Origin of the sequence: Pseudomonas putida, assembly GCF_022627325.1 — a bacterium.
Lineage (GTDB): Bacteria > Pseudomonadota > Gammaproteobacteria > Pseudomonadales > Pseudomonadaceae > Aquipseudomonas > Aquipseudomonas putida_X.
Genome location: NZ_JAETZZ010000015.1, coordinates 1 through 15,454 on the forward strand (window position 1 = coordinate 1; position 15,454 = coordinate 15,454).

Here is a 15,454-nt window from a genome sequence, read left to right on the forward strand (position 1 = left end):
CCGAACTCAGTAGTGAAACGATGCATCGCCGATGGTAGTGTGGGGTTTCCCCATGTGAGAGTAGGTCATCGTCAAGATTCATTTCGCAAAACCCCTATCTGCGCGAGCAGGTAGGGGTTTTGTCTTTTCTGGCTGTCACAGATCCCGGACTCGGCGGTTAGCCGTGATATCGTTCCCCCTCAGCCCGAACTGCCTTCCAGAGAACCATCAATGGCCAACCCGACTTCACTCCACCCCGGCTTCATGATCGTGCACGGCAACCGCCTGGACGACTTGCGCAGCCTGGTGGTGAGCTGGATGCGGCGCTATCCGCTGGCCCCCCTGGAAAACGAAATTGCCCTGGTGCAGAGCAATGGCATCGCCCAGTGGCTCAAGCTGGCCTTGGCCGAGGACCCGCTCGAAGATGACCAAGGCGGCTGTGGGATCGCTGCTGCCATCGAAGTGCAGTTGCCAGGCAGCTTCATGTGGCAGTTGTACAGAAAAGTCCTCGGGCGTGACGAAATCCCGGAAGTTTCCCTGCTCGACAAGGCCCCGCTGACCTGGCGACTCATGCGTTTGCTACCCGCGTTGATCGAGCGCCCACATTTCGAGCCGTTGCGACGCTTCCTCACTGACGACGGCGATCTGCGCAAACGCTATCAGCTTGCAGAGCGCCTCGCTGACCTGTTCGACCAATACCAGGTCTATCGTGCCGACTGGCTGAAGGACTGGGCAGCCGGGCAGCACGTCCTCAATACGGCCCGTGGCGAACGCAAGCCTCTGGCGCCTGGCGACCGCTGGCAGGCAGAGCTGTGGCGGGCCCTGCTCGAGGATGTGGGTGAACAAGGCATGGCCCAAAGCCGGGCAGGGGTGCACCAGCGGTTCATCGAACGTATCAACAGCCTTGAGCAGCCCCCTGCGGGCCTGCCTTCACGGGTAATCGTATTCGGTATCTCATCCCTGCCTGCCCAAGCCTTGGAAGCGCTGGCAGGCCTTGCACGCTTCAGCCAGGTATTGCTGTGTGTGCACAACCCTTGTCGCCACCACTGGGCGGACATCGTCGCCGACAAGGATCTGCTGCGCCACCAGTACAAGCGCCAGCAACGCAAACAGGGCATGCCCGTGCAACTGGATGACGAGTCCTTGCACCAGCACGCCCACCCCTTGCTGGCCGCCTGGGGCAAACAGGGGCGGGACTACATCAACCTGCTCGACAGTTATGACGACCCAGGCAGCTACCAGGGCGCATTCAGCGACGGGCGCATCGACTTGTTCAGCGAAAGCGAGCCGACGACACTGCTCAAGCAGCTGCAGGACGATATCCTCGAACTGCGCCCGCTTACCGAAACCCGTGAGCTGTGGCCTGAGGTGGTTCTGGCAAAAGACCGCTCCATCCGCTTCCACATCGCCCACAGCCCACAGCGCGAAGTCGAGATCCTGCACGACCAGTTGTTGGCCCGCTTCAGTGCCGACCCCACCCTGCGCCCGCGTGACGTCATTGTCATGCTCCCGGCGATCGACACCTATGCACCGCATATCCGCGCCGTTTTCGGCCAGCTACAGCGTAACGACCCGCGTTACATCCCCTTTACCCTGACCGATCAGGGCCAGCGCGGGCGGGATCCCTTGCTGATTGCCCTGGAGCATCTGCTCAAGCTGCCAGACAGCCGTTTCGCCGTCAGCGAGGTGCTCGATCTGCTGGACGTACCGGCTGTGCGAGCCCGTTTCGGGATCCGCGAAAGCGACCTGCCCACGCTGCACCGCTGGATCGAAGGTGCCGGTATCCGCTGGGGGCTCAATGCCGAGCAGCGAGCGGCCCTGGGCCTGCCCGAAGGCCTTGAGCAGAACAGCTGGCGGTTTGGCCTGCGGCGTATGTTGTTGGGTTATGCCGTCGGTATGGGGGAAGGCTGCGACGGTATCGAACCCTACGACGAAATCGGCGGGCTGGATGCTGCGCTGATCGGCCCGTTGGTGGCGTTGCTCGACGCCCTGGATGTAGCCAACCATGCTCTCTCACAGCCAGCCACTGCTGCCCAATGGGGCGAGCGGCTGAACGCGTTGTTGCAAGTGTTCTTCCTGGCAGAAGGCGAACATGACGAGTTCCTGCTCATGCAACTGCAGGAGCTGCGCGATAGCTGGCTGGAGGTGTGCGAGACTGTCGGCTTGCAAGACGTGCTACCCCTCACCGTCATACGCGAGGCGTGGTTGTCGGGCCTGGATCAGGGCAAGCTGTCCCAGCGCTTTCTTGCCGGTTCGGTAAACTTTTGCACCCTCATGCCAATGCGTGCCATCCCGTTCCGGGTGGTCTGCCTGCTGGGCATGAATGATGGCGATTACCCGCGCGCCCAGCAGCCGCTGGACTTCGACCTGATGGCCAGTGATTACCGCCCCGGCGACCGCTCGCGCCGGGAGGATGACCGTTACCTGCTGCTCGAGGCGTTGTTGTCCGCGCGCGATCAGCTATACATCAGCTGGGTCGGCCGGAGCATCCGCGACAACAGCGAGCGTCCGGCGTCCGTGCTCATAGGCCAACTGCGCGATCACCTGGCTGCAGGTTGGCGGCTGGCCGGTGGCAGGGACAGCCAGCACGCGGGCGAGCAGTTGTTGCATGGGTTGACGCAAGAGCACCCGCTGCAGCCCTTCAGCCCGCGTTATTTCCAGAAAGGCAGCGCGTTGTTCAGTTACGCCCATGAATGGCAGCTGCTGCACCAGGTTAGCGATGAGGGCGAACAGGCAGACATTGGCCTGCCACCCTACGTGGGCGATGAAGCCCTGACGCTCACACAACTGCAGGATTTTCTGCGTAATCCGGTGCGGCACTTCTTCAGCCAGCGGCTGAAAGTGTTTTTCGAGGCGCTGGAGGCGCCGACGCCAGATGAGGAGCCGTTCGTCCTCGACGCCCTGCAGCGCTACAGCGCCAGCGAAAGCCTGCTCGGGGCGGCGCTGGCCGCCCCGGAAAACGCCGAGCATGCGCTGCAAGCCCAGGCGCGCCGGCTGCAGGCATGCGGCATGCTGCCGTTGGCCGGGTTCGGTGAGCTTTTGCAGGCAGAACTGATTCAGCCGCTGCCCGACCTGCTGCAACGCCATCGCCAATTGTTGAAGCGCTGGCCCGAGGTGGTGGAGGGCGCGCTGCCGATCAATTTCGAACAGGGCCGTCATCGCCTGGAGGGCTGGCTTGGCCGGGTCTACCAGGCCGCCGACCAAAGCCTGTTGAGCATCACCACGGTGCCCAACACCCTCAGCGCCGGGCGTAACAGTCTCAAGTGGCACCGGCTGATCGCCAGTTGGGTCATGCACCTGGCGGCGTGCGCCGAAGGCTATCCGCTGTATAGCGCCCTGTTGGCCAGCGACATCACCTTGCTGCTTGCGCCACTGTCACAACACCAAGCTGCTGAGCAGCTCGGCCATTTGCTGGTGTCACGCCAGGCCGCAATGAATGCGCCGCTGCCGGTTGCCGCCAAGACAGCGTTCGCCTGGCTGGCCCAGGACGATCCTGACAAAGCCCTCGCCGCAGCCGCGCGTGCTTACGAAGGTGATGGCCGCACCAGTTTCGGTGAGCGCAGCGAAAGCCTGGCCCTGGCCCGACAATTTCGTGACTTCGCCGCACTCAGTGCCGACGAAACCTTTGAAGGCTGGTGCGAAACCCTGTACCGCCCGTTATACAGCGCAGCCTGGCAGACGCTGGGCAACCCGGAGAGTGGCGCATGACCCAGGTCCGTCCCCTGGCACTGAGTTTCCCCCTGCATGGCAGCCAACTGATCGAAGCCAGTGCCGGTACCGGCAAGACGTTCACCATTTCAGCCCTTTACCTGCGGCTGATACTTGGCCATGGCGGCGAGCACGCTTTTGCCCGCGAACTGCTGCCACCGCAGATCCTCGTGGTGACCTTCACCGATGCAGCCACCAAGGAACTGCGCGAGCGGATTCGCGCGCGCCTGGCCGAAGCTGCACGCTTCTTTCGCGGCGAGCTGCCAGAAGCCGACCCGCTGTTGCACCAGCTACGTGACGATTATCCACAGGTGCACTGGCCTCGCTGCGCCAACCGCCTGGAGATCGCCGTACAGTGGATGGACGAAGCGGCAGTCTCGACCATTCATGGCTGGTGCCAGCGCATGCTTCGCGAACATGCCTTCGACAGCGGCAGCCTGTTCACCCAGAGCCTGGAAACCGACCACAGCGACCTGCTTGGCCAGGTCATGCGCGACTACTGGCGGCGTTTCTGCTACGGCATGCATGGCGCGGCGCTGGGCTGGGTGCGCAGCCATTGGGGCAGTCCCGATGCACTGTTGCCCCGGATCCGCCCATTGTTTGGTCGCGTGCGTGCCCAGCAGGATGAGCAAGAACCGCAAGCGCTGATCGATGCAGCGCTGCTGGAGCGCGCCGATCAGTTGTACCAACTCAAAGCCCCATGGGCGCAGTGGGCCGAGCAGTTGCAACAGATCTGCCGGGACGCCGTTGCCGCCAAGCAGGTCGACGGGCGCAAACTGCAGGCGCGCTTCTTCGAACCCTGGTTCGACAAGTTACGCGCCTGGGCTGCTGATGAGCAGATAGTGGAGCTTGACCTGGGGACTGGCTTTACGCGCCTGACCCCGGCTGGCATGGCCGAAGCCTGGAAAATCGGTGAGCCTCCAGATCACCCGGCCTTGCACGCCATGCACGATCTGCCACGACAGCTACAAGCCTTGGCCAGCCCCGATGCCCGCCTGCTCGAGCACGCCGCCGCCTGGGTTTCGGCGCGCTTCGAGGTGGAAAAGCGCCGCCGCGCCGAGATGGGCTTCGACGATATGCTGCTGCGCCTGCAACATGCGTTGGCCAGTGAAGCCGGCGAGAGGTTGGCAGGCCTGATTCGCGAACAGTTCCCGGTAGCCCTGATCGACGAATTCCAGGATACCGACCCTGTTCAGTACGGCATCTTCGAGCGCATCTACCGCATCAGCGAAAATCGTGAGGAAACCGGTTTGTTCATGATCGGCGACCCCAAGCAGGCCATCTATGCCTTCCGTGGCGCCGACATTTACACCTACCTGTCCGCGCGGCGCGCCACCGCCGGACGGCTGCACAGCCTGGACACCAATTACCGCTCCAGTGAAGCAATGGTGGCCGCTGTCAATCAGGTGTTCCTGCAGGCCGAAGCCCGTGAGCAAGGGCGGGGCGCCTTCCTGTTCCGCGAAGGCCATGACAACCCGTTGCCGTTCATCGAGGTACGCGCCAAGGGGCGCAGCGAACGCCTGTTGATCGACGGCCAGGCAATCCCGGCCCTGCAGTGCTGGCAATTGGCGAGCGAAGACCCCGTCTCCAGCACACTGTACCGGCAGCAACTGGCGGCCAGCTGCGCCAGCCACATCGTCGCCCTGCTCAACAGTGCCCAGCGCGGCCACAGCGGTTTCAGCAAGGCTGACGGCGAACTGCGCCCCTGCCTGCCCTCAGACATCGCCATTCTCGTACGTGACGGCCATGAGGCGCAGTTGGTGCGAGCCGAACTTGCCGCCCGTGACGTTCGCAGCGTGTACCTGTCCGACAAGGACTCGGTCTTCGCCGCCCAGGAAGCGCATGACCTGCTGGCCTGGCTCAAGGCTTGCGCCGAGCCGGACTCCGAGCGCCTGCTCAAGGCCGCCTTGGCCAGCCTGACCCTGGACCTGTCGCTGGCCGAGCTTGACCAGTTGAACCAGGACGAGCGGGTCTGGGAGGACTGGGTCATGCGTTTTCGCCGCTACCGCGACACCTGGCAGCGCCAGGGCGTACTACCGATGTTGCGGCACCTGCTGCACGATTTTCAGTTGCCGCGTACGCTCGTTGCCCGCAGCGACGGCGAGCGGGTGTTGACCAACCTGCTGCACCTGGCGGAGCTGCTGCAGCAAGCGGCGGGCGAACTGGATGGCGAGCAAGCGCTGATCCGTCATCTGGCCGAGCACTTGGCCAACGCCGGCCAGGCCAGTGAAGACCAGATCCTTCGCCTGGAGAGCGACGAACAGCTGGTCAAGGTGGTGACCATCCACAAATCCAAAGGCCTGGAATACCCCTTGGTCTACCTGCCGTTCATCTGCACCAGCAAACCGGTCGACGGTAGTCGCCTGCCGCTGGCCTGGCACGACAGCCAAGGGCAGGCGCAACTGACCCTGACCCCCGACCCGACGCAGATTGCCTTGGCCGATGATGAGCGCCTCGCGGAAGACCTGCGCCTGCTCTACGTGGCCCTCACCCGTGCCCAGCATGCATGCTGGCTGGGCGTTGCCGACCTCAAGCGCGGTAACCAGAAAAGCTCGCAGCTGCACCGCTCCGCTCTCGGCTATCTGCTTGGTGGCGGTGTACCGCTGCAGGGCTCGGCGCAACTGGCGGACTGGCTGCAGAGCTTGCTGGCCGGCTGCCCGCACATTGCCTGCCCCGGCCTGCCAGAGGCAGACGAACAGCGCTACCGCACGCCCCATGCCGAACGCGAGCTGCAGCCTGCACGCAAGCCTCGTCGCGCAGCAGCGGAGCATTGGTGGATCGCGTCCTACAGCGCCTTGCGGGTGGGTGAACAGACACTGGGTGCCGACAGCTCCCTGGCCCAGCAATTGCTCGACGATGAGGGGGGTGCTATTCAGCTGCCCCGCGAGGTGCCCGCCGACGGCGGCGACATCCACCGCTTCCCGCGCGGGCCGAACCCCGGCACCTTCCTCCATGGTTTGCTCGAGTGGGCCGGGCGCGAAGGCTTCGCCGAGGTCGCTGCCAACCCCACACTGGTCGAGCGCACCGTTGGCCAGCGCTGCAACCGGCGCGATTGGACCGGCTGGATCCCGACACTGAGCCAATGGTTGCAGCAACTGCTGAACGAGCCACTGCCTGCCCGTGATATGAGCCTGAGGTTGGCGCAGTTGCAGCACTATCAGATAGAAATGGAGTTCTGGTTCGCCAGCCATCAGGTCGATGCCCAGCAGCTTGACCAGTTGGTCGCCCGCCACACCCATCCAGGTGCAGCGCGCCCCGCAGCTCAGCCGACGCTGCTCAACGGCATGTTCAAAGGCTTCATCGACCTGGCGTTCGAGCTCGATGGCCGCTATTACGTGGCCGACTACAAGTCCAACTGGCTTGGCCCGGATACCCAGGCCTATGACACGCAGGCCATGGAAAAGGCGATCCTGGAGCACCGCTACGACTTGCAGTACGTGCTTTATCTGCTGGCCCTGCATCGCCAGTTGCGTGCCCGGCTGCCCGATTACGATTATGACCAGCATGTGGGCGGTGCGCTGTTCATCTTCTTGCGCGGCGCCAGCAGCAGCGGCCACGGCGTGTACTTCGCCAAGCCGCCACGTGAGTTGATCGAAGCACTCGATGCGCTGTTCCGTGGCGTGCATGCGCCTCAACAACAGGACCTGTTCGCCGGAGCTGCGCCATGAGTCGCACCCTTGATGACCTCTTGCCTACGCCACTGAACGCCGAGCACCTGCTGACGCTGGCGCCACAACGCAACAGCGCGGACCTGCTGCAACTGCTCGACCGCTGGGTTGAGCGCGGCTGGTTGCGGGCGCTGGACCGTGCATTCGTGTCCTTTCTGGAAGAGCGCGCCCCCGGCAGCGATCCGCTGTTGCTGCTGGCCGCTGCCTTGGCCAGCCATCAGCTGGGCCACGGGCATGTCTGCCTGGACCTGCAGCAAACCCTGGCCGAGCCGGATTTCGCCCTGTCGCTGCCGCCGGAAGGCGATGCCCTGGCAGGGCCGTTGCTGCTGCCGTCCCAGTTGCTCGCCAACCTCGACCTGCACACCTGGCGCAAGCGCATTGCCGCCAGCACCCTGGTGGCGGCTGGCGATACCCCGGGCCATGAGGCCCGGCCATTGGTGATCAGCGGTGAACGTCTCTACCTGCGCCGCTACTGGAGTTACGAGCGGCAGATCGACGAAACCCTGCGCCAGCGCCTGGGTCAAGACGAGGCCACCCCCGCAGACCTGCCTGCGCGCCTGGCGCAGTTGTTCGACGAGGGGGCTCTGGCCGGCCAGGTGGATTGGCAGAAACTGGCGTGTGCCCTGGCTACCCGCGCCGGCTTCAGCATCATCACCGGTGGGCCGGGCACCGGCAAAACCACCACGGTGGTGCGCCTGCTGGCCTTGCTGCAGGCGCCTGCAGTCGAGCAGGGCAGGCCACTGCGCATTCGCCTTGCCGCGCCCACCGGCAAGGCTGCAGCGCGCCTGACCGAGTCCATCGGTCAGCAGGTCGAGCGTTTGCAGGTCAGTGCCGATGTCCGCCGGCAGATTCCTACCGATGTCAGTACCGTGCACCGGCTGCTCGGCAGCCGCCCGGGCTCTCGCCACTTCCGTCACCATGCGGGCAACCCGTTGCCGCTGGATGTGCTGGTGGTGGATGAAGCCTCGATGATCGACCTCGAAATGATGGCCAACCTGCTCGATGCCTTGCCCCCCAAAGCCCGGTTGATCCTGTTGGGTGACAAGGACCAGCTGGCCTCGGTCGAGGCGGGTGCGGTGCTGGGCGACCTGTGCCGGGATGCGGAAGAGGGCTGCTATTCACCCGCGACCCAAGCATGGCTGGAGCAGATTGGCGGTCAGTCGCTGGCCGAGAGCGGGCTGAAGGCCGGCGACGCGCAACGCAACCCATTGGCCCAGCAAGTCGTGATGCTGCGTTTTTCCAGGCGCTTTGGCGAAGGCAGCGGCATCGGCCAGCTGGCGCGCCTGGTCAACCGCCAGCAAGCCCAGGCGGCCCGCGATCTGTTGACGATGCCGCCGGCCGATGTATTCGGCCTGGCCCTGCGCGGCGAGCACGACCGCGCCTTTGATCGGCTGATACTCGACGGCCTGAACCGCGGCGCCGATGGGCCACAAGGCTATCGCAGCTACCTGCGCACCATTGGCCGGCATCGTCCTGCGCCTGGCAGTGCTTTCGACGATCCGCTCTGGGAGCAGTGGGCTGGCAAGGTGCTGCGCAGCTTTGAGGACTTCCAGTTGCTGTGCGCGGTGCGCAGGGGCGCCTGGGGGGTGGAAGGGCTCAATGAGCGGGTGGCGCGAGTGCTGCACAGCGCCGGGCTGATCGACAGCCAGCAGCCTTGGTATGAAGGGCGCCCGGTACTGGTGACGCGTAACGACTACGGTCTGGGCCTGATGAACGGTGACATCGGCATCGCCCTGCGCTTGCCGGACGAGCAGGGCGAGCCGCTGCTGCGTGTGGCCTTCCCACGCAACGACGGCAGTGGCGGGGTGCGCTTCGTGCTGCCCAGCCGGCTTAACGAGGTGGAAACGGTGTTCGCCATGACCGTCCACAAGTCCCAGGGCTCTGAGTTCAGCCATACCGCGTTGGTACTGCCCGATGCGCTCAATCCGGTGCTGACCAAAGAGCTGGTATACACCGGTATTACCCGGGCCAAGCATTGCTTCAGCCTGGTCGAGCCACGGCAGGGCATCTTCGAAGAAGCGGTGGCGCGCAGGGTGCGGCGTATCTCCGGTTTGATGCTCGAGCAGGTGTGATGCATAGCTGTGGGCGCTGCCGTGCCCTGTGACAGGGCGCTTCCACAGCGATGACAGCGTTGTGCTATCGTTGCGCCACATCTGAAGGGATTTAAGAGATTTCCCACATGACAGTGGTTGGCAGACGTGTGACGGGCGGTGCGCTTTCGCGCTTGCTGACCCTCTTGGCGCTATTGGCCGGCCCTGTTCATGCGGATGATTCGGCCACTGCTGCGCAGGCCCAGCAGCGTGCCGAGGCCGTGACTCAGGTTGTATTGGGTATCTTGAGTTACGCACGCTGGCCGGTCGAACCGGTGCCGCTGCGGTTGTGCCTCGTCGGCCCCACCGAGTACACCGACGACCTGATCAAAGGCAACCTGCAGAACTCCGGTCAACCGCTGCAAGTGCGCCGTCTGCTTGCTGATGACCGGGAGATCGCCCACGCGTGTGACGCCGTGTACATCGGCAAGCTCGACCAAGGCCAGCGCGATCGGTTGTTCCAGGCCGTCAGTAACCACCCTGTATTGAGCATCAGTGAAGCCGACGACCCGTGTACGGTCGGTACCCTGTTCTGCCTGCGGGTCAGCGACCAGCAGGTTGCATTCGAGGTCAACCTCGACTCTGTGGCACGCTCGGGCGTGCGTATTCACCCCAGCGTGCTGCAGTTGTCGCGGCGCCGGGGGGTGCAACCATGAGGGCGAGCAGAAAAAGTGGCGTCCGCCCGACCCTGCGCTCGGTACTGAGCCGGGGTCACCTCAGCGTCGCCGTGTTGGCCGTCGGCCTTGCCGGTATCTCGCTGACAGTGCTGGGTGTGCTTGCCTTGCGTGTGTACGCCAACCACAACTTGCACTTGATCGCCCGCTCGATCAATTACACCGTCGAAGCCGCCGTGGTGTTCGACGACAGTGGCGCGGCCAACGAGGCCTTGGAGCTGATTGCCAGAACCGAAGAAGTGGCCGATGCCAAGGTGTTCAACAATGACGGTAAGCAGTTGGCGCATTGGCAGCGCAACGACAACGGCATGCTCGCGCCCTTGGAAGCGCAAGTGGCAAGGGCCTTGCTGAGTGAGCCCATCAACCTGCCGATCATGCATCAGCAACAAAAGGTCGGGCACATCGAGCTGGTCGGCCAAGGCCGCAGCCTGCTGCTGTTCCTGCTCAGCGGCTTGGGCGGCATCCTGTTCTGCACAGCCCTCAGCGCTTTTGTCGCCCAGTACCTGTCCCGGCGCATGCTCGGCGATATCGTCCGCCCTCTGCGTAGCCTGGCCAGCGTCGCCCACGCCGCCCGCCGCGAGCGCAGCTTCGACCGCCGTGTGCCGCAAGCGCCGATCGCGGAACTCAATGAACTGGGCAATGACTTCAACGCTTTGCTGGACGAACTGGAAATCTGGCATGGCCACCTGCAGAACGAAAACGCCACCTTGGCCCACCAGGCCAGCCACGACAGCCTCACCGGCCTGCACAACCGTGCGTTCTTCGAGGGCCGGCTCAACCGCAGCGTGCGCAATGCCGCCCGGCAGCAAGACCCTATGGCGCTGTTGTTCCTCGACAGTGACCACTTCAAACGGATCAATGACAACCTCGGCCACGCGGTCGGGGACCAGGTGCTGATCAACGTCGCCGACCGCGTGCGGGCGCAACTGCGTGAGCATGACCTGGTGGCGCGCCTTGGCGGGGATGAATTCGCCGTGCTGCTGACACCGCTGCAGTCGCGCACAGATGCTGAACGTATCGCTGACAAGATCATCAGCAGCATGGCGCTGCCGATTCAGCTCGACAGCGGGGGCAGCATCACCACCTCGCTCAGCGTCGGTATTGCCTATTACCCGGAGGATGGCGACGACCCCGCCAGCCTCCTCGATGCCGCAGATGCGGCGATGTACCAGGCCAAGCGCATGCGCCGTGGCCACTGGCACGCGGCGCAGACGGAACGGTCCGCCGCTGAAATCAAGAACAGGAGCTGAACCGTGATACAGCGTTTGCGTTTTCCCTTCATCGCCTTGCTGCTGGTTTTGCTGGCGCTCACGGGTTGCCAGAGCACACCCCGGAAAGGGCTGACGGCCGAACAGGTCGCTGTGCTCAAGCGCGAGGGGTTTGCCCCCACTGATGAGGGCTGGGCGTTCGATCTGTCGGGCAAGGTGCTGTTCGGCAGTGACGTGGATAGCCTCAATGGCCAGAGCCAGGCGATTGTCGAACGTATCGGCAAGGCGTTGCTGGGTGTTGGCATTCAGGGCGTGCGGGTCGACGGCCATACCGATGCGTCAGGCAAGGCGGCGTACAACCAGCAGCTGTCAGAGCGGCGGGCGCAGAGTGTGGCCAAGGTGTTGATCGGCATCGGCATGCCGAACCAGAACATTCAGACCCGAGGCCTGGGCAGCACTCAGCCGGTAGCGGATAACCGCACCAGCCTTGGGCGTACCGAGAACCGGCGGGTATCGATTGTGGTGGCGTCTTACTGATATCCGCGTTGCATTCATCGCCGGCAAGCCGGCTCCCACATGGATCTGCGCCAGCTTTGAGAAATTGGGCAAGACAGTTGCCTCCACAGGTAAAGCGCAGGCCGGAAGAACTGCGCGGTCGTGGTGGGAGCCGGCTTGCCGGCGATGGGCTGCAGAGCAGCCCCTTTACTGCTGAGCGAAACGCATCTCACGCGTTTGCCCCATCAACAATGGTGCATTCGCCTCCGTCACCCCACGAATGTAATCCCACAACAGGGTAATGCGCTTGAGCTTGCGCAAATCCTCCCGGCAATACATCCAGAACGACAAAGAGGGAAAGGGTTAACCCAGTGATTACAAGGGCTTAACCACCATGAATACCCTTCCACAGGAGCACCCTGTCACAAGTGCTGTCACAAATCGCACGCTACCTTTGAGGCCAGCTTGCCGGTTGGCGAGTCCGTACCATTACCGACGCCACGGCATTTACTACCTACGCCTTCGCGTGACGGGCAGCGTGAGTCGCACGGTGTCTATCTCCCTCAAGACCACTGATCGCAGATGGGCAATGCAAGCATCTGGTCACCTCACGTCATCATTTCAGGCATTCCACTTGGAACATCCCGACGCCTCATGGAACGAGCTGCGGGCGCATCTGCTGACGTTGGTGAATAGCACGCTTATGTCTTCTGATGACGGCCACCCACTACGTCACTGGGGAGACATGTACCGGAACGTGCCTGTTAACTCGATGCCGGAATTCGCACCGTATGGTGAGGTGATGAGTACGGCAACGAAGCCAGTTGCAGCCCCGATAACCTTCGAGGTGCTGGCGCAGCTTTACATGTCTTATCGTGGCGGGGACCAGAAGCCCACGACCTTGAAGGAGACGACCCTGTGTCACAAGGTGATTTCTGAGAATCTGGATGGGTTGGATTTGAGGAACCATACCAGGGCAGACCTTGTAGCGTTCAGGGAACGTCTGTCAGTAGGTCGGATGCCTTCGACTGTAAACAAACTCATCGTGAAACTTTCGGCTGTCTTTGCCTGGGCTGTTGAGAACGGACACCTAGCCAAGACCTATGACAAGAAGTTGAAGCTAACGAAGGGTGTTGAATCGACCCGTAAGGCGTTCTCCCAGCCACAGGTAGGCAAGCTGATGGCGTATGCCTCCAGTCTTCCAGAAACATCGTGGAAGCGATGGCTGCTTAGCCTGGGGATCATCACCGGTGGTCGGTTGAAGGAAATATGCCAACTCTCTACAAGTGACGTTGTGACAACGGAGTCTGGCCTTGTTGCCATCCACATCAACGAAGCCGGGGAAGGGAAGTCAATCAAGAACAAGCAGAGCGAGCGACTGGTACCACTCACTGATGGTGCTTATGGTTTCGACCTAGCAGCCTTCTCAAGGTACGTCGATGCAACACGCAGCAGTGGGAGCGAGGCGCTAGCCCAGATTGGTTACAGGCCATCAGGCGAGTGGGTCAACCAGCACGCCATTCCGGCTGCCCTAGGGGATGATTATGAACGTGGCTTGGTCTTCCATTCATTGCGGCATTCACTGGCTTCGCTGATGCAAGCCAAAGGAGTTCCGACGACTCACGCTCAGGCTGTGATGGGTCATGCTTCTGGCACGATTACTTTCGATACATACGGTTCTGGCGTTCCCGTTGAAACCATCGCAGATGTACTCAAGGGACTTCTTATCAGCAGCAATCACCTGCCCTGAATCAAAAATGGTTTGCACCCGTGAGGGGTTTCCCGCCCGTAGTCGCGCCCAGCTTCCCCCGTGCCGCCACCTGCGAATCACTGGCAATGCAAGGGGGTGCCCTTCTCCTGGCGATGGTAGGGGCCTGGGGTGCCTCTTGCTGTCCGCTGTCCGCCCTAGGTGGGGAGATGCCCAAGGGGAGGGGGGCATGCCGCCTGCTGTAACTGGCCTTGCCCTGGTGCTGTCACTGCCCGGCTATGTGGTGCCAACAATCATCCGGTTTATGTCACCTAAGAAACAGGGTGCCAAGTGGTGACATCAAAGTAGGGTTTGACACTTAATGTCACCGTGTATATTCTTGTCACCATTAGATGGCACCATGGAGTAACACAGCATGTCTCGCACCTTTGCTTACCTACGGGTATCCACCCAGGAACAAACCACGGATAACCAAGCCCAGGCTATCAAGTCCAGGGGCTACGACATCAGCCCTAAGCGCATCGTGGCAGAGACTATCAGCGGCGCAGTGCCAGCCATGGAACGCCCAGGCTTCACCAAACTGCTGGAGCGAATGGAGGAAGGCGACACCCTTGTAGTGCTCAAGCTAGACCGCCTGGGGCGTGACACCATCGACGTTACCAGTACGGTGCGCGACCTAGGCGCCCAGGGTATCCGGGTTATCTCTCTCGACCTGGGAGACATAGACCTCACCAGCACTACCGGCAAGGCGACTATGGGGATCATGGCTGTCATTGCAGAGATGGAACGTGACCGCATCAGGGAGCGCACCCAAGAAGGGCTGGCTAGGGCTAAGGCTCAAGGCGTGAAGCTGGGCCGACCAGTGGCCGACGATGTGACCGAGCAAGTACGGGAGGCAAGGGAAGCGGGGCGCAGTCAGCAGGAGGTAGCCGACCTGCTGGGGCTGTCACTACGCACGGTCAAGCGGCACTGCGCGAAGCTGGCAGGTGAATAAAGTCTGACCCGAAAGCACTGGAGGCCCTGGCATCGCGCTGGGGCCTTTTAGTTTCCGCCCTGGCCCAATGCACGCCCGCCCGCCGAATGCCGCGCCACGGGTCCGCCTGGGGCCTTCTCGCCTATATCCCGCCGATGCCTGCCCAGGCTCCCAGCCCAATACCGGCAAGTGTGACCAGAATTGCCGATCCGGTCATTAAGTCTCACACCGGGAGACTGTGAGACTGCTGTACAAATAATGACCAAAACCGCTGTAGGCCGCGTATTCCGTGGCCTGTAGCCCGATGGGTATTTAAGTTGCAGTATAGGAGAAGCCACAGGTAGCAAAGGAGTGTCCTAGTAGCCCTAGAGGTGGCTAGTAGCTCCTAGTAGCCTTAGTAGCTTCTAGAAGTGTCCAGTAGTTATTCTCCCTCTCTCCCTTCTAGGGAAGAGGGATTCCCTTATATAGAATGTAGGAGGTGCCCAATGGCCCAAGCTCCAAACATCATCGGTGACCAGAAGTCCCACAAAGACGTACAGAAGTACGGTGTCACCCTGCACAACATGCCGGTCTATCCGAGCACCGATGTAAGCAACGCAAAGCACCCTATCAACGAGGCCAGCAAGTCGGGTAAGCGCTACGGTGCTGTAATCATGGTCAGTGGCTATTCCAAGCCGGTCATGTATACCGCTGCTGGTAGCAAGCCTACCGATGCCTGGATCGCTGTAACCAACGACGGTGCTGACATCGTGCCAGCCGTCCCAGCATGAGGGCCTAGCCATGCTCCGACAAGTAGAGCTACTGCATGAAGGTATCACCGATCTGACCAGCAAGCCACGCCCTCGGGGCATCGGGGGGCCCATAGGCGTTACTGCAACGGGCCGTTTTGCCTCATCACCAGAGGCCATCCAGCCGACAGGAACCACCAGCACCAAAGGGCAGCTTGATATC

General features: G+C 62.4%; 9 protein-coding genes, 1 rRNA gene and 1 pseudogene. 10 read left to right on the forward strand and 1 reads right to left on the reverse strand.

Features of this window, described 5'->3' with window-relative positions:
* The 7 genes from rrf to JNA92_RS21355 form a co-directional block, all read left to right on the forward strand.
* Positions 1 to 77 (forward strand): 5S ribosomal RNA (rrf, locus tag JNA92_RS26215); the annotation flags it as partial.
* A gap of 133 nt (positions 78 to 210) precedes the next feature.
* Positions 211 to 3,687: an exodeoxyribonuclease V subunit gamma gene (recC, locus tag JNA92_RS21330; protein ID WP_241806515.1), complete on the forward strand. Its 3,477-nt coding sequence runs from the start codon at positions 211 to 213 to the stop codon at positions 3,685 to 3,687.
* Entirely contained in the window at positions 3,684 to 7,355 is a 3,672-nt protein-coding gene (gene recB / locus JNA92_RS21335) for an exodeoxyribonuclease V subunit beta (RefSeq protein WP_241806516.1), read from the forward strand. Before recC ends, recB begins: the two co-directional genes overlap by 4 nt.
* Positions 7,352 to 9,427: an exodeoxyribonuclease V subunit alpha gene (gene recD, locus JNA92_RS21340; RefSeq protein WP_241806517.1), complete on the forward strand. Its 2,076-nt coding sequence runs from the start codon at positions 7,352 to 7,354 to the stop codon at positions 9,425 to 9,427. The genes recB and recD overlap by 4 nt, the downstream gene beginning before the upstream one ends.
* Positions 9,428 to 9,534: 107 nt before the next feature.
* Positions 9,535 to 10,101 (forward strand): YfiR family protein, encoded by a 567-nt coding sequence (locus JNA92_RS21345; protein WP_241806518.1) that lies wholly within the window; start codon positions 9,535 to 9,537, stop codon positions 10,099 to 10,101.
* Positions 10,098 to 11,369, forward strand: coding sequence for a diguanylate cyclase domain-containing protein (locus JNA92_RS21350; RefSeq protein WP_241806519.1), 1,272 nt, complete (start codon positions 10,098 to 10,100; stop codon positions 11,367 to 11,369). The genes JNA92_RS21345 and JNA92_RS21350 overlap by 4 nt, the downstream gene beginning before the upstream one ends.
* A gap of 3 nt (positions 11,370 to 11,372) precedes the next feature.
* Entirely contained in the window at positions 11,373 to 11,864 is a 492-nt protein-coding gene (locus JNA92_RS21355) for an OmpA family protein (RefSeq protein WP_241806520.1), read from the forward strand.
* Positions 11,865 to 12,029: 165 nt separating this feature from the next.
* Here the strand turns inward: JNA92_RS21355 and JNA92_RS21360 are convergent.
* Positions 12,030 to 12,167, reverse strand: a pseudogene (locus tag JNA92_RS21360) (LysR family transcriptional regulator); the annotation flags it as partial.
* Between the two features lie 289 nt (positions 12,168 to 12,456).
* Here JNA92_RS21360 and JNA92_RS21365 point away from each other — a divergent pair.
* The 3 genes from JNA92_RS21365 to JNA92_RS21375 all read left to right on the forward strand — a co-directional run bounded on the left by JNA92_RS21365 (position 12,457) and on the right by JNA92_RS21375 (position 15,273).
* Complete coding sequence (locus JNA92_RS21365; protein WP_241806521.1) at positions 12,457 to 13,572, forward strand: tyrosine-type recombinase/integrase; 1,116 nt, start codon at positions 12,457 to 12,459, stop codon at positions 13,570 to 13,572.
* Between the two features lie 373 nt (positions 13,573 to 13,945).
* A complete protein-coding gene (locus JNA92_RS21370; protein ID WP_241806522.1) occupies positions 13,946 to 14,524 on the forward strand; it encodes a recombinase family protein in 579 nt (192 codons plus the stop codon).
* A gap of 464 nt (positions 14,525 to 14,988) precedes the next feature.
* Entirely contained in the window at positions 14,989 to 15,273 is a 285-nt protein-coding gene (locus JNA92_RS21375; RefSeq protein ID WP_241806523.1) for a hypothetical protein, read from the forward strand.
* The last annotated feature ends 181 nt before the right edge of the window (positions 15,274 to 15,454 follow it).